The following is a 21,551-nucleotide window of genomic DNA, read 5'->3' as shown; positions in this document are numbered from 1 at the left end:
CACCAAAGGATGCGGTGGGTACTCCACGAACTTCCAAGCCAGTACATTACCGCCCAAGCATGCCAGAGCTTCACCCTAGGCTCGGCAGGTCCGACGGAGCTCCGGGCTACTCGTGGCGGGGCTCGTTGTGCTGCCGATCGACGGCAGTTGGAATGTTAGGTGGTCACTGCGGTCCGCGTTCGCCACCCTAGTCAGGTCGCTCTAGGCCGGTGACTGAGTGTCGCCAGCCTAGAGCAAACCTCGTCTGCGCTACCGTCCGGAGTCGTAGTTCTTGATCACGAGTTTTCCACCGTCCGAAACGCCTCGGATTTTCTCCATAAATTCAGCGCGATACATGAGTCCGCGCCTCGATGTCATCGACATCAAATTTTCACAGGAGTACTCTCCGCCCAAGACGAACGGGCGCACAGGAACAAGCCGCTCCCCCACGGGCATCCTCCCGTTCAACCTCTGCCATTCTTCCGCCAAAGGATACCCGGTGAGAACTTCTGGGTCGTCCAGAATTTCTTGACACCACCCTTCCAAATCCTCAGCCACATCCTCGATCTCGCCAGTTTCAGGGTCAAGCAGACTTACCCCTTGATGGGAAATCAGGAATTGGCCACCGAAAACGTCCTCGGCGAACGCAACAGATTTGGTCGGAATTTGAGGGTAAAGCGATCGCCACAGCCCTGACGAATTCCATTGAGTTAGCGAAAACTCGCCTTCACTGGGAGCCGAAGGAAGGACGTGCAAGGCTCCCAGAAATGCGTAGAATCCGTTCTTCCGACCAAGCAATTCTGAAAGGAGCTCGTGAACCTCCTCACCTTCCTCCACTATGGGAGGGGAAGCGATCTCAATCAACCGGTCGATCGCCCCCGAATGGGTGACTGCACCCTCAGCGTGCAGCATAAATAATCACCTTTGTCCCATCCACGAATCCGCCGAGCGCTCTACCCATTGTGGATCCTGCTCCACGATTGTCACTCTGGTCGATATGACGCACGCTTGCCCCGGATCCGCCCTCTTTGAACATTGCTGGCGGGTATTCGTCTCGATCCTTTCCTTTCTGCGTCTTAATGCCTCGCAGAGAGTCCTTACGGTTCTGCTTCGCGCCTGCACGGTCAATGGTCAACAGGCTCGGTTTGCCATTTGCCTGCGCATCCTCGACGTGCTGCGCTGTCTCAGGGTATCTCGACGCATCGATGCCGTGGGAAGGCAAGATGCAGACGTCTACCGGGTCGTTGTGAACCAGTACTGGCGCCGCACCAACGAGGACGTAGTACGTATGAAGCTCGGCAACGGTCAAGTTGTGAACTGCAGCTGTTTGTGCTGTCCACCGCTTAACAGCGGCGACCTGTACGCGCAGTCCAGCCCTCGTGCTCAGCCAGGCGCCTGCTCGCAGGTTCGTGGCGTCAATCCACTCGCCGACCTCGGGAACCCAGAACGGGTGCCCCTCGGTCGCCGTGACCGAGGCCGTCTTCGAGCCCTTCTTGCCGTCGACATCGATCGTGACCTTGACCAGGTGCTTCAGGCCTTGACCCTTGATCTCGGCAGTGACTGTCTCGGCCTTCGTCGCACCGGTTTCCGGATCCGCGGCAAGGACCTTGTCTCCGATGTCGACGTCTTTGATGGCCCGAGTTGAACCGTCGGCCATCAGTACCCTGACGCTGGGCGTAAAACTATTGCAGGACTTTGCCGCCTTGGCCGCCTTGCTGCTCTTGCGCCAGTCCTTGAAGGCCCCCCAGAGCCTCTTGCCGAGTCCGACGATGCGCTTGCCCAGCGCGTACGCCTTGTCGATCTTGTTCCAGTACTTCATGACCAGCTTGGCGGCTGGGCCGCCGCCGATCAGTGAAGAGACGATGTTGCCTGCGGTGGCGCCGCAGGCGCCCAGGCTGCCGGTGGTGAAGCAGTCCAGTGCGTCGGTGATGCCCAGTTCGTCGGCGACGATCTTGCCGAGTTCCTTGGCGATCGCAATTGCGAGTTCCTTGGCCGCGTTGGCCTTCCTGCGTTCCTGCCGTGCCTTGTAGCTGGCCGGCGTCTCCGTGGGCGCCTTCACGCCGCTCCACTTGTACCAATTGGCCGTCGGATTGAGGTCGAAGCCTCCCCCGTCGTTGACCCTGCAGGTCATGCCGGGCTCGTCGCACTCGGCCGGCTTGAGGCCGTCGGGGTCGGAGAAGGTGACCGGGTTGTTGTAGCTGTAGGCGTAGCCGTTGACCTGTTGCGGGTCGGTGTAGTCGACGATGGGGTCGGCGGAGATGAAGCGTCCGGTGGACGCGTCGTATTCGCGGGCCCCCAGATTCACCAGGCCCGACGTCTCGTCGTTCGAGCCGCCGACGAAGCCCTTGTCGTCCACCCACTTCGAGTTGTCCGACGATGCGCTATCGCGGCCCTCGCCGAACGGGTCGAGCCGACGGCGCTGGGTCTGTCCGGTGACCGCGTTGATGGCGAGCTGGGCGGTGCCGTGGTTGTCGCCGGCCAGGAATGTCACGCCGCCGCTGTCGCGGACCGCGACGGTCTGACCGCCGAGGGAGTAGTAGCGGGTGGCAGTGACGGCCTTCGTGGACTTGTTGAGGTGCAGCTCCATCCCGGGCAGGTAGAACGTCGTCTCGGACGGTGCCTTGCGCAGGAGTCGGCTGCCCGCGGCGTCGTAGACGTAGGACGACTCGCTGCCGTCCGCGTTCGTCACCTTGGTCAGGTCGTTCTGCTTGTCCCAGACCAACGATTGGGTATCGCCGCCCAGAACCCGGGTGTCGGTGTTGCCGGCCGGGTCGTAGCTGTAGGTGTCCTGGGACGTGACCGCGGGCGTCGTGGGCGTCGCCGTCGTGTCGGTGACCACCTTGGTCAGCTGGTGCGGGCCCTCGCCGTTCTCACCGTAGGTGTACGCCTTCGTTGAGGTCGCCGTTCCGTCGATACCGTGGTCTGTCTCGGAGGTGCGGTTACCGGTGGCGTCATAGCCGTACTGGTGCCAGTACGGGGCTACTCCTCCGACCGTCGTCGACGACGCGGCGGACTTGCAGGCCGCGTCCGTGCTGCCCGTGCCGACGGCGCCGTCGGGGGTGACCGACGATGTCCAGTCGTCCGTCATGCGGCGCAGGTTGTCGTAGGCGAAGCACTGCGTGTCCCGCGTGCCGCCGGTGGGGTTGTCGACGATGGACTGGACGTTGCCGCCCGCGTCATAGGTGTAGTCGGCGTCGTAGGCGACCGCCGAGGCCCCCTCGACGTCGACGCGAGAGTTAGTGAGCTGCTTGGTGCCCTGCTCGTAGCTGTAGGTCAGCCAGGTCTTCTTGTCCGAGGCTCCACCCGTCGAGAGCTCCAGCTGTTCAAGCTGGTTGGTCGGCGAGTAGGCCGTCTTGGAGACGTAACTGCCGCCGCCGAGCGAGCTGTTCAGTGCCGTCGGGCGCTGCAGCGAGTCGTACTGGTACGAGACTGCCTCGCCCGAAAGGCCACCCGCCGCGGGGAAGTTCTGTCCCTGGACGGTGCCGTCCGCGTTGTACTGGGTGTTGAACTCGTAGGTGCCGCCCAGCTCGGGTTCGGCCGTCGGGGACAGGTAGTACTTCGTCGAGGTCGGCTTGTAGTCGTTGTCCGCATCCAGGACCGGATAGGTCACCGAGTCGTGGACTGCACCGTCCTTGTAGGTGTAGACGCCGTACAGCTCGCCCTTGGCGGCCGTGTCGTACTTCGTCACGGACAGCTTGGTGCCTGTGTCAGCCGCGCCCTGCCAGGTGGCGGTCGCTCTGCCCAGCTTGTCGTAGACGGTGGTCGTGGTGTTGGAGCGCGAGTCGGTGACGGAAGTCTGCTGGTCCAGGTCGTCGTAGCCGAAGGTCGATGTGCCCGTGTCCGGGTCGACGGCCTTGGTCTTGCGGCCGCGCTGGTCGTACTCGTACGACCAGATGTTGCCGCTGTTGTCGGTAACCTTGGCGAGCTGGCCGGAGGGGGTGTAGCCGTACTTGGTCGCGACGTAGTCCGCGGCGGTGCCCGCGGGCAGCGGGGTGTCGCCCTTGTACTGACGCAGCTCGACCGTGCGGTCCTGGACGTCAGTGATCGTCGTCGTGGCGGTCTGTCCGGCCGGTGGATCCATGTGGACCCGGTCGCCGCCGTAGGTGTAGGTGGTGCGGTACTTCTCCGTGCCCGCGACCTTGAAGATTGAGGCCGTGGTGCGACCGTCGCCGTCGAACTCCGTCACCGTCTGCGCGTCGATGTCGGCATTGAGCGGCTGGAAGAGCGTGGAGCTCGGAGCGCCGCTGGCGTAGTAGGTGTCGTTGGTCTTCACGATGCGGCCGGAGCCGTCGTAGTACGTGTCGGCGATCATGCGGCCGCCGCCCTGCCCGTCGGTCTGCACCTGGCGCGGGCGCAGCAGACCGTCGTACAGCGTGTACTCGCTGCCGTACGTGGTGCCGCTGTTCTCGATCTTCTGGGTGAGGACGTAGTTGGGAGCGGTGGTGCGGATGCCGTACGCGTACTTCAGGGATGCCGAGAAGTTGGACGCCTTGGGGCGGTCCGGGAGCCAGACCGAGGTGAGGCGGCCCAGGCCGTCGTAGGCGAGGTCGGTGCGCTTTCCGTGCACGTCGACCTGCGCGTTGACCTGGCCCCACTGGGGGGCGTATTCGGTCTTGGTGGTCCAGCCGAGGGTGTTGGTCTCAGTCTTGGCGGTCGCCAGGCCGTAGGTGTCGGTGTAGTCGATGGTCTTTTGCGTTCCGGCGGCGTCCTTGACCGACCGGGGGCGGCCGAATTCGTCGTAGGTGGTGTCCGAGACCGTCTGGTAGGTGGGGATCAGGCCGTCGTGGGAGGCGAGCCGCTTGATGGTGGTCGGGTTACCCAGGGTGGGGGCGGTTCCGAGGACGGTCGCACCGTCGTAGAGGGTCAGGTCGTCGGAGATGACGTCCTTGGAGCGGTCAACGGTGCCACCGCAGTCCACTTTGACCGTCTCCACGCGGGAGACGAAGCTGTACATGTGCTTGGTCGCGTTGTCCGCGTACTCAGTAGTTGTGCACTTGTTGTCGGCGACGGCTGCCTGGCCGTAGTCCGCGACCTGGGTGACACGTCCGGTGGTGGGATCGTAGGTGTTCACGGACGCCGATTGGCGCCAGCCGCCAGCCGCGAGTGCTTCGTAGTTGTCCGTGCGCAGGGGGCTGACGTAGCGGGCGTAGTCCGTGCCCCAGCTCGCTGCGTTGGTCGATGTAACCTTGGTCCAGACCGTGTTGATGGACTTCTGGACGACCTTGGTGCCGTCGTAGGTCGTGGTCTCGAGCTCGAAGCCGGACTTCCAATCGGAGTCGGGGTAGCTGACGCCCTTGGAGTCGGTTACCGATGACGTCTTGGTGCCGCCGTCGGGGTTGACGTCTCCGTCAAGCCCTTGGAAGAAGACGTGCTCGGTCTTGGTGTTGGAGGCGTTGTTGGTGCCGTCGGAGGTCTCGACGCGCACCTTGCCGTAGCCGCGCCAGTCGCCCCAGGTGAGGTACTCGGTCTTGGTGAGTCCGTCGGGTCTGTTCTTTCGCCAGCCCGCGTCGCCGAGGTAGGTGTAGGAGGTGACCTGGTCGGGGCTCCCGCCGACCAGGTCGGTCTCGACCACGGAGGAGACGACGTATTTGTGGAACCAGTCGGTGATCGGGTCGGTCACGCCGGGCGGGTTCCACTTGACTGGGTAGCAGCGTGCCGTGGATTTGCCGGGGGTGGGCAGGTTCGTGGAGGTGCAGTCCGTGGCGGCGTAGTTGACGGACAGGACGCTGCCGGACTCGCTCTCCACGGCCGACATCCGGAAGCGGATGAAGGGCTGGATGTTGTCGCCGGCCACGTCAACGCGGTTGGCCAGCTGCTTGCCGTACAGCTTCACGGAGGGGACGGCGACGTCGGTGCCGACGAGGCCGGTGTGGTCGATGGTGTTGAGCCACAGCGACTTGGAGCCGTCACCGTTGTCGGTGAAGTCGTGCTTCAGGGTCCAGGAGTCGACGTCGTCGTACGTGGCGTCGCCGGTCCGGATCTGCGTGGTGATCTTGGAGAGCTTCTTGCGGGTCCAGAACGTCGGCGAGTTCTTGCCCGGGCACTTGGTGCTGGCCGCGCAGTTGCTGTCCCAGGGGACGTCGGGCCAGTCGGCGGCCGTGGCGTCGGTGAGTGCGCCGGTGGAGCAGTCGGTCAGAGCGCCGATGCAACGTTCGGCCGTGGTGAAGTTGACACGGGCGGACGGCTTCGTGTCGTACACCGTGCCGGCGCGCTGGCCGTAGTCGATGCGCTTGAGGTAGCCGCCGCGAATGTAGGCCTTGCCGTTCTCCTCGGTCTTCAGGCCCTGCGTGTAGTAGTTGGTCTCCTTGTTGTAGAAGTACGACATCGCGTTGCCATGGGCGTCCACGACGTAGTCGAGGTTCCAGCGCCATGCCTGGGTGCAGAAGGCGCTCGCGAACGTCGCGTCGTAGCAGGGCTCGCCCGAGTCGTCGCCGTAGACCGGGACGGTCCAGGTGGAGTCGGTCTGCTCATCACCGGTGGCGTATCCGGGGAGCTGGTTCAGGCCGAAGAAGTACTGGGTGCCGTCGGTGGCAGTGACCTTCCAGTGCTCTCCGTTGTTGTCGCCATTGGTAGTGCCGGTGAGCTTCTCGACCTTGCTGAAGTCGTCGGAGCTGACGCGCCACTCGCCGGTGGTGTCGTCCTTGATCAGCTCGCCTGAGGCGCCGCCGGCCAGGGAGATGGTGGCATTGTCGGTGCCCCAGCACTGGTCGCCCAGGTTGCTGGCCTGGCCGTCATCGGCGCACGGCTTGTAGCGGCGCTCGATGTAGCCGGGCTCGTAGGAGAAGCCCTGGCCGACCCAGGAACCCTGGTTGTTGGTAGTCGCGGTCTGCCCGTCGATGGACTGCGAGCTGTAGCCGAGGGAGACAGTGGGAGCCAGGCTGCCGGGCACGGGCGGGGCGGTGATCGGGTATGACCAGTTGAACGCACCCGAGGAGTTGGACACGCTCCACTCAGACGAGGCCTTCAGAGACGTGGCCCCGAAGTTGCCCTGGTCGCCGGAGGCTCCAGCGGTGGCCGCAAACACCGTGGCCGACGAGGCCGCCTCGTCCGCGCCGGCTGTCTCCGTGCCGAGCTGGGTGGACGTGCCGGAGGTCTCCGGGGCCGCGGACACCTTCGCGGTCAGGGTCTGCGCGGCCGCGTCATTGCTGCCCTTCAGCGGCTTGGGCGTGGAGCAGGTCTTCTTGTGCGGAGTGGTCAGGACACACGCGGGGTACTGGACCAGCCGCAAACGGGACCCGTAACTGCCACCGTAGGCGCCGGCGAAGTCCGCGTAGTCGAGGGTGACTTGGACCGGCCCGGTCTTCGTGTCACCGTCGGCGCGGGCCACGGTGAGCAGGGTGCCGTCGACCTTGGCGGCCTTGGCCTTCTTCTGGTCGAGCACGGCCACGCGCACGGAGGCGGGGCTGGTCTTGCCGGTAGCCGCGACCTTGACCGGGAGCCCGTCGGCCTTGGCGGGCTTCTTGCCGAGGGTGACCTCGTCGGCGGCGGCCTTGGGCCAGTGCCGGTTGGTGGCCGCGGACTTCACCGCCGCCTTCTCGGCAGGGTCCGACTTGCCGTACTTGCGGGCCTTGGCGTTCTTGCCGTGGACGGGATCGTCCAGGTTCTTCTGCGTGGCGGGTCTGGTCAGACCGCCATCTTTGGCCGTGGCCTGTGGCGCGTACTGCGGCAACAGGCCGACGGCCAGGGCGACCCCTAGCCCGAGCACAGTGCTCCGGGCCGGGATGCGCCACCGGGACCGGTAGGGCGAGCGCATGACAACTCCGTAGGGAGAGATGGTGAATGAGGAAAGGTGGATTGGTGGAAAGCGAAGAGGGCGGGCGCCCCGCGACCCGAGTCGTGTGGACTCGCGTTGCGGGGCGCCCGCCTCTGACTCAGCCCGTCAGGTGACGGTCTCTTCGATACTCGCGCCGGCGGGCAGCACCGTGACCGTGGGCACGATGCTCGCGTCCAGCGCCCCGCGGTACATCCGCAGTTCGTCGATGGCGCCGGCGAAGTAGCCGGATGCGGCGGCGCCGGTCAAACTCCGTCCGACCTGCAGCGAGGCGGTGGTGAAGTCCCACGTGTTGTCCCACGGCTCCTGGGCGGCCAGGGTGCCGTTGACGTACAGCAGCACGTCGCCGAAGACCGCGGAGTAGACCAGGGCCAGGTGATCGCCGTCGCCCTCGCTGCTGGGCACGACAGCGCCGGCGTTGATCGCCGATGTGGTCGAGCCGGCCGCGTCCTTGTCGGTGACCGCCAGCTGCCAGCGGTTGGCGGAGGCCAGGTACTTCACGGTGACAGCGCTGCCGTTGGTTCCGGCAAGGGACAGGGCCGTTTGGTCCTTGGTCGACCCGGCAGACGCGAGGCGGGCCCGGGCGGTGAGGGTGAAGCTGTCCTCCTTGGCCAGGAGTCCGGCCGCGCGGGTCGCGTACGCGTCGGTGCCATTCAGCGCCAGGTGCCCATCCCCCCACAGGGGTTCGGCGGGCGGGACACAGTCCGGGTCCACCGCCGGGTCGCACGAGTCGTCCGGCAGGTAGATCGCCGCGCCGCCACCCAGGGTCAGGCCGGTGCCTGCGGCGTCCTCCGGGGAGACGCCGCTGGTGGCGCTGTCGACCTGCCAGTAGGCGAGCTGGCTCGCGGAGACCCCGCCGAGCTCCTGGCCCTCGGCCTCTGGGACCACGCGGTCGTAGACCTTGACGTCGGCGATGCTGCCCTTGAAGTTGCTGGTGTAGCCGTCGAGGGAGAGCTTGCGGCCGATCTGGAGGCTGCCTGTCGCGTTCCATGTGGTGCGGCGCTTCTGGACGTCTTCCTTGATCAGGTCACCGTTGACGAAGAGGCTGAGCGTGCCCAGCTCGTTGTCGTACACGCCGATCAGGTGGGTCCAGCTGCCCGGCACCGCGGTGGCACCAGACACCTTCCATGAACCCATCGACTCCATGTCGCTGAACGGGGTACGGAACGTCCACGACTCCGTGTCCACGTCGTAACCGAGGTCAAAGCCAGGGTTGGCCGTGCCGTCCTGGCTCACGATGGTGACGTCGTCCGTGGGGCGCGCCGGCAGGTTGACCCAGGCACTCACCGAGAACGTGCCGCTGGTGTCGACCGCGGGCTGGCCTGCGTCCAGGTAGGCGTTCGCGCTGCCGTCGAGGGCAGCGGCGGTGTCCGTGGGGCCAAGAGGCCCCGCATCACCGAATGCCACACCAGAGCCAGGAGTTGCGGCGGGGGCACCACTCATTCCAGCCGCGGTGGCCGAACCCTTGGCGTCACCGAGCGTCCAGCCCGCGGCGGGGGCCCTACCGTCGCTGACCAGGAAGACATAGGAGGTCGGAGTCTTCTGCGAATTACCTGCGCTATCAACCGCCTTGGCCTCTACATACATCGGCCCCTCGTCTGGTGGCATCCAGCGCACAGTGGCCGGTCCGCCCAAGGACTCGGCGTCGACGGTCTTCCAACAGTCCGTCGTCGGGACTGCACAGTCGCCCGTGAAGCGGTACTTGTACTGCTTCACGTCTGCTGTCACTGAATCGAAGGTGAAGCTACCGTAGTCGCCCATGCCTGCGTGATACGCATCATCGTTCGGGTATGCCGTCGAGGTGACCACCGGCGCCTTGGGGGCTTTGTCGTCGTAGATGAACTCGCAGCGTGTCTGTGTGCCTTCCAGGCTCCACGGGCCAGTGTTGGTCGTCGAGGGGCCATCATCCTTGCCACGTACCGCCCAGCCGATGGTCACGTTCTGCGGAATGGTGAAGCCCGGCTGGCCATCGCCTGCGATATCCGACCCCACCACGTACGTGGAGAAGGTGGCCACGCCGGTTTGGCCGCTCGTGGACGCGTTGTGTGTACCTTGGGCCGCGGTCGTTGCGTAGTGGTCGTACGTCGTGCTACCGACCGTCCAGAACACGTGGAACTCTGCCTGCAGACTCTCCGAGCTGCCCTTGCCCGCGTCCCCGTGGTCCAGGTCCTTGATGGACGCGATCAGCCTGGGGGCCTCCGACACATAGTGCTCCCCCGCGTTGCCGTACTCGCAGTCGGCGCCCGGCGTCATCTTCAGGTCATCCATGGCCGGCTGCAGGGGCGGTCGGTTGTAGGTGACCTCGAGGTGGGCGTTGCCGCAGAACCGCTTCCAGTAGGAGTAGTCGCCTTCGTCACCGGCCTTGAGGCGGAACGTCGTGGTGTCCCAGCCGCTGTCCGCGGCCTTCTGAACAGTGCTCTTTACGTTGAAACGCACGTTCTGGTTCGTGGACGTACAGGAACCCGCCGGATTAGTGGGTGACTGCGAAGTGATGGCGTCCTTCAGAGACGGCTGGTTGCCCCAGTTCGTCGAGGAACTGATCGCGCTCGCCCCACTCGAGTTGACCCGACCCAGCTGCACCTCACGTGCGGAGGTGCTGTAGGTGTGCACCATCGTCACCGCGAACTCGGCAGAGACGATGCCCTTGCCTTCGAAGGTCCCCGTGGGAATCGCAAAGAACTGCCGCTTGACATCGCTGCTGCTAGTGCATCGATAGGAGACGTCCGCTGGGCACCGGCCGACGCCCTCGTCGTCGCTGAACTTCCAGAACTCCGACGAGGAGTAGTACGAGGACACCATGGTCCAGCCGGTGCGGTTGGCGGTCTTGTACACGGGGTCGATGTAGACCGGGTAGACCGTGTCCTTGCCCTTGAGGAGGGCAGCGTCGGGGGTCAACGTGACCGTGTCCCGGGCCGTGTCCACAGCGACATCGGAGACCTGGGCGCCGTCCGGCGGCGTCACCGTGCCGTCCGTCCCGGTACTGGCGTCTGTGGGAGTTGACGGGGATGCGGAGGGTGTCTGGGTGGCCGAGTCCGGAGCCTCGCTCGTGTGGCTGGAGTCCCACATCATCGGCTGGGGCGCCTCGAAGACCGTGCCCCCGCTGCCGCTGTCCTGTGCCTCGAGACCGCCGTCTTGCGTCATCTTCAGCTTGACGGAGCCGGTGTCCACCGGGAAGTCGAGCTGGGCAAGTTCGGGGTTCGCTGCGGCCTTCGCATTCTTGACGACCAGGACGTGCGAGAAGCCCTCGGCACTGGCAGTGACTCGGAGGTCGACACCATGCAGGACGTTCGCATACGTCGCGGTGGCCCCGTCGATCTTCGGCTTGGGCAGTTTGTGCGGCCAGTCCAGGGTCAGGGAACGGCCGTCCTTCTCGATCCCGGCGAAGGTCTTGTCACCGCCGCCCGAGAAGGTCATGGCCGTCAGGGCCGCCTTCGGCGTGAAGGTGCCGTTGCGCTGCTTGACGAGCGTGGTGTCGATGCCCGTCCATTTGCCGTCCTTGCGGGTACGGATGGGCTGGACATACTCGGTGGTCGTGAAGGTGCCATTCGGGTTGGCGACGGTGGTGCTGCGCTCGTCGCGCAGTGCGAGTACCTCCACCTTCTTCCCGGACTTGGCAGCCTTGGCCTGGGCTTCGGCCGTTCCAGCGGCGGTCTGCGGGTCATGTGTCGCGGCGGCCGCCGGTTGAGGCTCGGCGCCGAGGCCGGGGATGACGCCGAGGCCGGTGGCCAGGAGCGCGGTGAGGGTGGCGGCGATGACGGCGGCGCGGCTCCGCCCGCCGTTGCCTATGGCATGGCGCTTCATGTTGGAGTTCTTCTCTCTTGCCATGTCGCCCGTCACCCGACCACGCCGAAGGAGGTTCCTGCGTCAGGAATTCCGCCTGCGCCCGGCTTGAACGTGGTGGTGCCCGCCGTGGTGGACCCGGAGATGTCCGTCCACGGGATGCTGTAGAGAGCGCCCTTGGGGGTGTCGGAGGCCTTGCTGTAAGGCACGCCGACATAGAGGTTGGCGCTCCCCGCGGTCAGGCTGATGCCGGTGTAGTCGCGTGTGGTCGCGGTTCCAGGCAGAACACTGCCGCTCACCGCCCGGGTGATGATCTTGTCGTTGGCGCCGATCGAGACGTCCAGGGGGCGCAGGATCTGCACTGCGCCGGCGTCCTTCACACCCGCGACATCGCGTCCTGGTATGCCCACCGCAAGCCGGATGGTGGCATCGCTGCTCACTGCCGAGGTGTCGGTGTTGGCAATGGCCACCCTCTGGCCGAAGAAGTCGCCCTTCGTCGGGAACCCGTCGACCCCGTCGGCGGAAGCATCGATCGCCGCCAGCTCTATGTAGGCACCCGTGGGCTGGATCCGGATCACCGACACGGCGCCGGAGTCGGTCACCGAGCCGACCGACTCAGTCGGTGTACCGACCGCCAGCAGGGCATCCGAGTTGTACGTCTGGTCACTGGGGCGGAAGTTCGTCATGTCGATCGATGTGCCGAACTGGTCGTTGGGCTCCGCGGTGCCAGCCAGGCCGACGCCGGCATCCGCCTGATCCAGACCCACCAGCGCGGTGGGCACGCCACCGGCGATGGTGTGGTTGAACACGGTGACCGCACCCGCGAACGAGGCGTCGGTGCCGATGGTCTCGCCCGGGGCGCCCACCGCGAAGAAGCGGTTCGTCCCGGTCAGCGAGTAGCCGAACCGGTCATGGGCCTCGACGACTCCGGGGACCCCGGCGTCGTCTTCGTTGGCGGTGGTCTTGGTCGTGCCCTGCATGTAGTGGATGCAGCCGGCGTCGGCGTAGTCCTTGCCACCGCTGGTGACGTTCTCTCCCGGCGCCCCGATGACCAGGTACGGGAGGCTGGTTGAGGTGGTGCCCGACTGCAAGGCGAAGCCGAAGCGGTCGTATTCCTCTGTGGTTGTGTTCGGATCGAACTGGGCCTGGGTGTAGGTCTCGATGGCCGATCCGACACCGATGCCGGTGGGTGTGCCGTGGATGACGTAGACCGCGCCGGCATCGTGCAGGTCAGCGCCGTCCTTCGTCACGTCCTCGAACGGCGCACCCACCACCAGGTCCGTGCAACCGTCACCATCGGCGTCGTACGCGGTGCGCGAAGCCCCGAACTGGTCGCCACGCTCCGGAGTAGCGGTCATCCCGCTGGTGGCCTGGGAGATCTCGAAGACCCCCTTGCCGCCACCCAGCACGACCCTGACCAACCCGGCCCGCAATGCGCCGCTCACGGTCGCGTTCGGATCACCCACGACGGTGTCCGTGACGCCGTCGCCGTTGAAGTCTGTCGCGGTTCCGCCCGTGCACGCGGCGGCCGCAGCCGCCGAGTGCCCGAGCGAAACCAGCCCCCCGGTCGCCGCAAGAACCATTGCCGCCCCTGCGGCCATTCCGGCCACGCTCATGCGTCTGAGCATGAGTGCCCCACCCCACCCCTCATATTCCGTTTTGTCGCACCGCTCAGGTCCATGCAGCACGAATTAAAGAATCCGCACCCACCCGCACAGCCGAGCGGCCGTAAAACTAGCCGGAGGGCATACTCGCATGTCAAGCGCAAACCCAAATCCCTCAAAGAAGCGGATTAGAGCCTTCCGGTTAAATGATCGCCAAGTCGGGCAAACCTGTACGGCGGGAACTTGACGAAGGGTCAGCCAGTGCTTCATAGTCCCTTTACTTTGCACACCCAGGAAGTTCGGAGCCTCGACACCGTCCACCTCCATCAGGCCAGTCCGCGAGGGAAGATAAGCGGCAACCGTGACGAATCACCCTCGACGCGACAGGCGTTGATCGTGAAGACTCCGTGAAGCATCTGCTGGATGACCTCGCGGTTTGTGTGGCATGCTCGCCGGTTTGCCGCCCCTCACGCACGACCGTCAGCGACGTAGCCGAGTGAGGCGAAACGACTCATCCAGCGAACCGAAAATCGCCAATACGCGCGACGAATATCCGCCTCGAAATTCCGCCCGCCCCATCGACACAAGACGTTTCACAGAAAGGCGTAGGCCAGGATTTTCCGGTCGCCGGGTGGCCGATTTTCGACGCCCCCACCCGAGTCGGCAGGCTGCAGCCATTCCAGTCGCGGAGTGGCTCAAAAGGAGCGCCTCAAAGGTCGGCCGCGACCCCAGGTCGCGTAATACCTAGCTCGTCATCGGGCAGCCGGACCGTCTTGGCCTCAGCCGACTCCCGCGCTATCCGTCCCGCGGTTGCACAACCAGTATGTTTCCGACAAAAGATCAGGTAGAGCATTCATGCCCTCACGCGTCCAAGCGCTCGCAGAGCGCATGCTGCCGGCTCGGATACGAAGAGAGCGCGCCGGGCGACGCGCCACCGCTCAGGCCGCAGCCACGGAACGCAAGCGCCAGGAGCGGATCGCAGCGCGGCGAGGTGCCCTGCTGGACTCCGATGGCGATGTGCGGACGGTGACCGTCGAGGGCCGCACGTTCTACGGACGAGTAGTACGAACCTTCACTGCGGCCGGCGCCTCTGCCCATAACCTGGGTCTGGTGAGCGACGCGCTGGAGCACGCTGGCGTCGAGTACTTCCTTGTCCCCGGCCGTTCCCGCATCCGCCACGTCGTGGGCATGCGCCACAGCGACCGCAAGCAACTGCTGGACGCACTGCGAAAGATGTACGGCTCTACCCCGATGTACGCGATGAGACCGGGCAGCGATCCGATACCCCAGGACGCGGTTCTGTACGCGGACGGAGCGCTGCCGGAGGACCTCAAGCGCCAAGACACGATCCGCTTCGGCGAGCTGCTGCTCGGCCCTGACGGCCAGTTGCTCGCCGACCTGGGATTCGGCTGTGACGTGGAATTCTGGCGTGACGGTGCGAAAGTCGTGGGCTCCAAGCGGGCCGTCACCCTACGAACCCAACCTCCGCAGCAGGTACTGGTGGACTCGCTGGTCGCACCGCGCCTCAACTCCGTCACTGACGTGCTGCCCGCCGCCGCGCGGTTACCAGCCGTACGCGAGATACAAGGGCGCGAGCACCCCACCTACGCCGACTTTCTCCAACCACGTGTGGACGCGGTCGACTTCCCTATCGACGTCGTATACACCTGGGTAGATGGCTCCGACCCCGATCTGCGGGCCAGGAGGGAGTCACATCGCGTGGGCGCACCGCGAATCCATGCCCGCGAGACCGGCGCCTCCCGGTACACCAGTCACGACGAGCTGAAGTACTCCCTGCGATCGCTTGACATGTATGCCCCGTTCGTTCGCAACGTCTACATCGTCACCGACGGACAGACACCTGCCTGGCTGGATCCCGACGCCCTGGGTATCCGCATCGTCGACCACAAGGAGATCTTCGCCGACCCCACGACACTCCCGGTCTTCAACTCGCATGCCATCGAAGCACAGTTGCACCACATCACTGGCCTGTCTGAGCGTTATCTGTACTTCAACGACGACTTCTTCCTCGGCCGCCCCGTAACTGCCAGCCACTTCTTCCACGGCAACGGCGTGGCCAAGATCCCCTTCTCACCCTTCCAACTGGGCCTCGGTGAACCTCACCCCGACGAGCCCGCACCCAACTCGGCCGGCAAGAACGTACGAAGACTGCTGCTCGCCGCGCACGGACGATTCACCACGAACAAGTTCATGCACACTCCCCAACCGCAGATCCGCGCGGTGATGGAGGAGCTCGAGGAGCGCTTCGCCGAGGACGTGGCACGCACCAGCAGTGCCCGCTTCCGTTCCGTGACGGACATCGCGATGACGGCGTCCCTGCACCACCACCACGCCTACGTCACCGGCCGAGCCGTGCCAGGCAAGTACAACCTGCGCTACATCGACGTGGCACAACCGGACGCGACAGCTGGACTCGCTGAACTCGCCCGCACCCGGCGCTATGACTTCTTCTGCCTCAACGACGTCAGCACCCCGGAATCCGAGCAGGAACGCATCACCGCCGAGCTCCACACCTTCCTCGAGTCGTACTTCCCCTTCCCCAGCCGATTCGAGGTTTGACCAACCTGTCGCGCGGAACGATGGGAGCCCTGCGCCTGGGCGCCCTCGTGATCTGCACAACAGCCAGCAGGAACGTATCGGGGAGGTACTTGGTATCCGGGCCCTTTAGACCTTAAAGCCCAACGCTGAGATGGTGCCTGCCCATCGCCGTCGTCTGCAGCCCGCATGGCCGCAGCCGCCGCAGTGGCACGACAGGTGTATTCGGAGCATGGGTAGCATTCTTTCCGGGAGGACGAGGGCAGCACCGGGGCTCGGTCTGCGCCACAGGATCCAGTACCAGCCGAGCCGTGCACCCCCGGGACCCGAGGCTGGGCGCCGGGGATGCGACGTGAAGTGGTTGTCAGGGCGTGGTCTGGTAGGCCGTTCGGTAGGTGTCGAGGACGAGGCCGAGTTGGTTCAGCTGTTGGGCGCAGCGTGCTGCGAGCAGGTCGGTGCTGTGCCCGCATGGACCCAACAGGCCGCTGACCGGGATGAAGGCCGTTGTGCGGCGGTCGTCGAGGGCTTCGGTGAGGCGGTCGCGGGAGTACGCGGCTTGCAGGCGCAATCGTTCGTAGAGCCGGTCGGCCTCCCGGGCTGATTCCAGGACCAGTTGGGCCAGGGCAGCGTGAGGGCCGTCGGCCTGGGTCTGGATGCGCAGACGCTGGTTGGCGTCCCGGCCGAGGAGGTCGTGTACGGCCTGTTCGCCGGGTCCCTGGGGTGCGGCAGGCGTTGAACCCGTGGTGTGCGGAGCGGTCTTGGCTGTGCCGCGTACGCGGCTGGGCGGGTTGGTCATGACCGGTTGCCCTTTCGTGCCGTGGGGTGGGCGGGATGGCGTTAGAGGTGTTCGCCGTAGCGGCAGGTGTCGGTGTGGCCCTGGTCGCGGTCGAAGGTGTCGGGGGTGCCACCCTGCCGGTCGCAGTCCGCGATCTGGAGGGGGCCGTGCGCCAGGTAGTCGCCGAGGTCGGCGAGGTGGCGGATCGTCGCGGCCGGGACGTCGGCGAAGCATTCCGGGCAGGGCCCGAGCAGCTCGAAGGGCTCGTCTTCGTAGACGGGGTAGCGGAGCAGGAAGCGATACGTCTCGTTGGTTTCGGGGCAAGTGGCGGTGGCCAGTACCGGTTCGCCGGGTGTGGTGCGGCGACGGAGCCAGTCGGGTTCGGTGGTGATCTGGTCCAGGCCCAGTCCGAGGAGGGCGGCCAGGCGGATCGCGGTGCGGGCGTGTTCCTCGCCCCGGTAGCGGCCGTGCGGGCTGACGGCCATGTTGTGGCGGATGAACACGGCTGCGGAGTGGGCGCGTTCGGTGATCGAGGCCATGACGGGGGTGCTCCTTCGCGTGAGTTAGTCCCGTGAGCGGTGTGGGGCCGCCCGCCCGGCAGGTGGGCGGCCCAGGGCTCGGGGTGTAGCGCGGCCGCGGGTGGTGCGGCCCGGGGGTGGTCAGGTGCGGGTGGCGGCGGTCAGGGCGGCGCTCGCGGCTGTTGCGATTGCGGCGGCGGCCTGGGCAGGGTCGGTCAGTTCGAGGAAGGTTGCGCCGTCCAATGGGCGGGCGTTGGGGGCGAAGGCGAGCCAGAGGACTGCGCAGCCGGTCGCGCGCAGGGCGGTGATACGTGCGGCGGCGTTGGCGGCTTCTTCGGGGTAGTAGTGGCCGTCGGAGGCGATCACCAGGAGGCGGCCTGCTCCGGGGTGGTTCAGGTTGAGTCCGGCGGTGAGGGCATCGATGGCTTCGGCCAGACGGTGGCCGCTGCCGCTCGCGTCGAACTCGGTGACCCGGGCCGGGGTGCGTCCGGGGGCAGTGATCGCGGTCAGGGCACGGTCGTAGGCGACGGTGGCGCTGCGGGAGTCGGGGTCGGTCAGGGCTGTGGCCCGGGCCAGGATCCAAGCGGCCGAGGCGATGGGTCCGGCTGCCGAGCCCATGGAGCCGGACACGTCCACCGCGATGGCGACCCTGAGGGGTGGGGTGGGGGTGTGTTTGCGCTGGGTGTGGATCCAGGGGGTGGCGGTGGGTACGGCTCCGGCGGCTTGCTGGGCGTCGCGGGACAGGGCCTGGCGCATGTTCAAGCGGCCGGGCGGCGCCGCCGAGGCGGTGATGGTGGCGGTGCGCTCGCGGTAGGCGGCCGCCCGCAGGGCGCGGGCCAGGCGTCCGGCTGCCGCCTTCTCCGGCCCGGTGGGGGTGCGGGTGCCGGTCACCGGTGAGCGCAGTTTCCTGCGCGGGTGCGGGCGCCTGCCGGGCAGTACCGGGCGGGCGCCGGGCGTGAACACCTGGCTTGCGGTCTGGGCGGCTTGCCGCTGTTGCTGGGCCTGTTCGGCTTTGGCCCGCGCTCGTTCCTGGCGGGCGGCATCGGCCTGCTGGCGCGCCTGGGTCTGGGCTTGTTCGTTGCGGCGCACTGCGCGGACCGTCTGGCCAACTGCCTCGGCCAGGGCACCGGGTGCGCCGTGTGGCGGGGTGCAGGAGCCGGGGATCGGGGGTGGCTCGGGGGCGTGGGGTTTTTGGTCGAGCGCCTGGCACCAGGCCTGGCCGTGACCGAGCATCGCCTCGGTGTCGTCATCGGCTGTGGCGTGGGCGGCCGTCCAGATCGTGGAGAGCTGGGCGAGGAGGTCGGGGCCGAGGATCGCGGTGACCGCCTGCTCGACCGGTTCGCTTTCGTCGGGGTCGAGGATTCCGGCATCGCGGCGTGCGAGCAGGAGTCCGGCGACGAAGGCGGCCTGCCATCGGTCGGCGGGGGCCTGGTCCATCATCTCGGCCATCACCACCGTGTGCACCGTGGCCCGCAAGAAGCGTCGGTCGTCGGGGCGGCGCGCGAGGTGGGCGGCCTCGGCGCGGGACTCCTCCAGCATTTCGGCCGCCGCACGCTGAGCGGTACCGCTAGGCACGGTTGGGGTGAGCCACCGGGAGTGGGCGGCGTGCGCGGCTTCGTGGATCATCGCGCCCCAGGCCACCGGGTAGCGTTCTTCGTCCCCTGCCCGCTGCGGGTGCAGAGTGCGGGGGCGATGCGGGGTGAACAAGGCCGCGTCGATCTCGAGGTTCGCGGTGGCGGGGAAGAACGCGGCCGGGGCGCCGGAAAGGGTTCCCGGGGCGCAGGTCACCAGGATGTCCTGGCGTCCGGCGAGTTCGGGCAGGCGCTCGGTCAGTTCCGCCGAGATCCGCAGCCACTCGACCGCCTCCGGGCGAGGCGCCGGGTCATACAGCGGGCCGCCGTCGTCCTCCCAGCGGGCGAGCGCCTCCTGCGTCCCGGTCGGGGCGGGCGGGTGGTGGTGCACGTGGGCGGGGGCAAGCGTGGTCATCGCAGGGTCCTTTCGAAGCTGTTGCGCGGAGGGGGCGGCCGGGCCGTACCGCCGGGGCGGTACGGCAACCGGCAGGCAAGGGTGGCGAGTTAGAGCTGGCGGCCCAGGGCGAGGGCGGTGACCGGGCTGCCGATGGCCTTGGTGACGATCTCGGTGACCGTGTCCCGGTCTTCCAGGGGCGCGATGCCGACCAGGTTGGCGAAGGCCACTGCGGTGCCGAGTACGTCGGCGATCTTCTGGAAGGCGATCAACTCGCGCAGTTGCGGGGCCCAGCCGACTTCTCCGGCCTCCTGGCGGGTGGCGAGGTTGCGGGCGACCCTCACGGCCGTGCGGTTGATGTTCAAGGAGGCGGCCAGGTCGTAGTCGGAGCCGACCTGGATCTGCATGCTGAACCGGGAGGCCAGGGCCTCGGTCAGGACCGCGCCGTGCACGCCGGGGTTGTGCCCGGCGATCACGTAGAACCCGTCGGCCGCCGTGATCGTCTCGCCCTTGTGTGCCTTGACCTGGATCTGCCTGCGCCCGTCCATCGCCGGGTACAGGGCCGCCAGGACCTTCGGGGAGATCAGGGTCGCGTCGTCGAGCAGGAGGGCGCGGCCCTCCTGCATGGCCGTGACCAGCGGCCCGTAGATGAACTCGTATCCGCCCTGGTCGTCCTGGGTGTATTCCCCGATCAGGTCGCCGACCGTAGTGTCCCCGTCCCCCGCCACGGTGATCAGGTCCCCGAAGGCGGCCTCGATCAGGGAGGTCTTCCCGGTGCCCGGCGGCCCGTAGAGGAGGACCGGGACGCTGGCCTCGCGCAGGCGCTGGAGCGCCTCCACATCGGGCAGGTTCGCCAGCGCCCTGGGGTGGTAGCGCTGCCCGTTGGGACGGGTGACTGGGCCGGGGCGCCCGCTCGGCGGCGGTGCGGGTGCGGGCACCGCGCCCGCCTGACGGGGCCTAGGTGCGCTCGGGGGTGAGGCGGCCGGGATGTGCTGGGCTGCGGCGGCTGTGGTCGATGTCGCCCGGTAGGTACGGGGCTTGTCACCCAGCCGCTCCGCCTCACCCCGGGTGACGAGGGTTTCGCAGGCGTTACCGACCGCGCCGCCCGAATGCCCCAGCTGCTTGGCCAGTTCGGTCACCGTGTAGCGGCCCTGCGGGCTGGTTGCCAGGATCCCGGCGATCCGGGCCCGCAGTTCACCAGGGCGGGACTTGCCTGATGCGGCGGGCGCGGAGGTCGAGGGGGCAGGGGTACTTGCGGCCATGGCGAAGCCTTCCTCTCACTGTCTTAAGGAGAAATCGGTGGGGGTTCGCGCCAGCCCTCGCTCGCTCAGCGGTCACCGAGGGCTACCGGGCAGGCCGGTCGGCCAGCGGGCCGGTGATGAGGGCCGTGGCGTGATTTGGGCATCGAGGTGCCGAGGCGCGTGTGTGGTGGGGGTGGCGGCGCCGTCCCGGGCTGAGTGTCAGCGCCGGGCGGCACCGCAATACGTGGTGTGTCCAGAGGCGCGGTGCCGGGAGTCCGGGGTCAGCCTTCGCGGTCGGTCAGCGTGACGGTGATGTGGCTGCCGAGCACCGAGGTGATCTCGGTGGGCTTGCCGGTAGCGGGGGCGGTGACGCGCACCCGGACCCGGGACCAGGCCCGGCCCTTGGTGTGCCCGTTTTCGACCGCCATCAGCGTTCCGCCGAACTTCACTCGCGTCCCGAACTCGCCGAAACCGAGTTCTTCCCATTCGTCATGACACACGAGCGTTTCGAACTCGATCCAGTTCAGCGCGTCCGCCTGACACAGCTCTACCGCATTCACTTTATAGCCGCCCACCCGAATCACCTTTCTGCATTCGGCCGCCCATTCGAAGAATCCTCCGCCGGGCCCTTTTCGCCTTTCCCGTTCCGTCCCTTTCGGGAACAATTTAAATATAGCTCGGTTCGAGGGTGCAGTGAAGTCGGCATTCAGGCTTGATAATGCTGGAATTCTCGTGAATTCACGACGCGAATAATGGCAAATTCGGGGCGTCGCGACGCTTGTTGTCGTGACCCCGCGATCCGGCGACCGAAATCAAGGCCCCTGCGGGCGCCGGCGGAACCGGGAAATCGAGCGCGCGCTCGAACGGCCCCGGCGGCACGGCCCCGGCGGCACGGCCCCGGCGGCACGGCCCCGGCGGCACGGCCCCGGCGGCACGGCCCCGGCGGCACGGCCCCGGCGGCACGGCCCCGGCGGCACGGCCCCGGCGGCACGGCCCCGGCGGCACGGCCCCGGCGGCACGGCCCCGGCGGCACGGCGGGCGCCTCCGGCTTCGCCTGGGCGCCCGCCTCACCCGGCTGAGGGGTCGGCGAACTGCCTCAAACAAGGAAGGAAGAGAGAAGGGGTGGGGTGATGGGAAGAAGCAGGTGAGAACAGGTGCAGGCAATGAGTGAGCTGCGTATAGGGGAAGCAGTGGGGGTGGGCCGCCGGTGCCTGCAGATCGGGACAGTTTCTCGTACCGATATGCAGGCTGGCCCGGTCCGCGGTGGCGGATCGGGCCGTGGCCTGGGCGGATGCCCGCGCAGGGTGCTCCTGTGCAAGCGGGACGGCGGGATGGACCCCGGTGGCAGGACGGGGGTCGGGA

At 67.0% G+C, this 21,551-nt stretch carries 10 protein-coding genes; 1 reads left to right on the top strand and 9 read right to left on the bottom strand.

Translation table 11 applies throughout. The annotated features are described in order from the left end of the window. Positions 1-249 precede the first annotated feature (249 nt). The 4 genes from ACY0PA_RS35295 to ACY0PA_RS35280 all read right to left on the bottom strand — a co-directional run bounded on the left by ACY0PA_RS35295 (position 250) and on the right by ACY0PA_RS35280 (position 13,146). On the bottom strand, positions 250-891 hold the full coding sequence (locus tag ACY0PA_RS35295; protein WP_473081482.1) for a hypothetical protein: 642 nt from the start codon (positions 889-891) through the stop codon (positions 250-252). Next, on the bottom strand, positions 878-7,732 hold the full coding sequence (locus ACY0PA_RS35290) for a polymorphic toxin-type HINT domain-containing protein (RefSeq protein ID WP_473081481.1): 6,855 nt from the start codon (positions 7,730-7,732) through the stop codon (positions 878-880). The genes ACY0PA_RS35295 and ACY0PA_RS35290 overlap by 14 nt, the downstream gene beginning before the upstream one ends. 126 nt (positions 7,733-7,858) lie before the next feature. After that, positions 7,859-11,575 (bottom strand): LamG-like jellyroll fold domain-containing protein, encoded by a 3,717-nt coding sequence (locus ACY0PA_RS35285; protein WP_473081480.1) that lies wholly within the window; start codon positions 11,573-11,575, stop codon positions 7,859-7,861. 8 nt (positions 11,576-11,583) lie between these two features. Next, complete coding sequence (locus ACY0PA_RS35280) at positions 11,584-13,146, bottom strand: VCBS repeat-containing protein (protein ID WP_473081479.1); 1,563 nt, start codon at positions 13,144-13,146, stop codon at positions 11,584-11,586. Positions 13,147-13,989: 843 nt separating this feature from the next. Here ACY0PA_RS35280 and ACY0PA_RS35275 point away from each other — a divergent pair. Then, positions 13,990-15,714: a stealth family protein gene (locus ACY0PA_RS35275; protein WP_473081478.1), complete on the top strand. Its 1,725-nt coding sequence runs from the start codon at positions 13,990-13,992 to the stop codon at positions 15,712-15,714. Between the two features lie 340 nt (positions 15,715-16,054). On the opposite strand, the gene ACY0PA_RS35270 is transcribed toward ACY0PA_RS35275, so the two are convergent. From ACY0PA_RS35270 to ACY0PA_RS35250, 5 genes are all read right to left on the bottom strand, one after another. Then, positions 16,055-16,486 (bottom strand): hypothetical protein, encoded by a 432-nt coding sequence (locus ACY0PA_RS35270; protein ID WP_473081477.1) that lies wholly within the window; start codon positions 16,484-16,486, stop codon positions 16,055-16,057. 41 nt (positions 16,487-16,527) lie between these two features. Beyond that, on the bottom strand, positions 16,528-17,004 hold the full coding sequence (locus tag ACY0PA_RS35265) for a hypothetical protein (RefSeq protein ID WP_473081476.1): 477 nt from the start codon (positions 17,002-17,004) through the stop codon (positions 16,528-16,530). A gap of 120 nt (positions 17,005-17,124) precedes the next feature. Beyond that, positions 17,125-18,969: a vWA domain-containing protein gene (locus tag ACY0PA_RS35260; RefSeq protein WP_473081475.1), complete on the bottom strand. Its 1,845-nt coding sequence runs from the start codon at positions 18,967-18,969 to the stop codon at positions 17,125-17,127. A gap of 89 nt (positions 18,970-19,058) precedes the next feature. Beyond that, the gene (locus ACY0PA_RS35255; RefSeq protein ID WP_473086532.1) at positions 19,059-20,129 is read right to left on the bottom strand and encodes an AAA family ATPase; all 1,071 of its coding nucleotides are present in this window, start codon (positions 20,127-20,129) and stop codon (positions 19,059-19,061) included. A 341-nt stretch (positions 20,130-20,470) separates the two neighbouring features. Beyond that, positions 20,471-20,764, bottom strand: a complete 294-nt coding sequence (locus tag ACY0PA_RS35250) for a hypothetical protein (protein WP_473081474.1) — start codon at positions 20,762-20,764, stop codon at positions 20,471-20,473. Between the last annotated feature and the right edge of the window lie 787 nt (positions 20,765-21,551).

Source organism: Streptomyces sp. DS1-CR2 (assembly GCF_055760475.1).
This window is presented reverse-complemented; position numbering and strand designations above follow the sequence as displayed.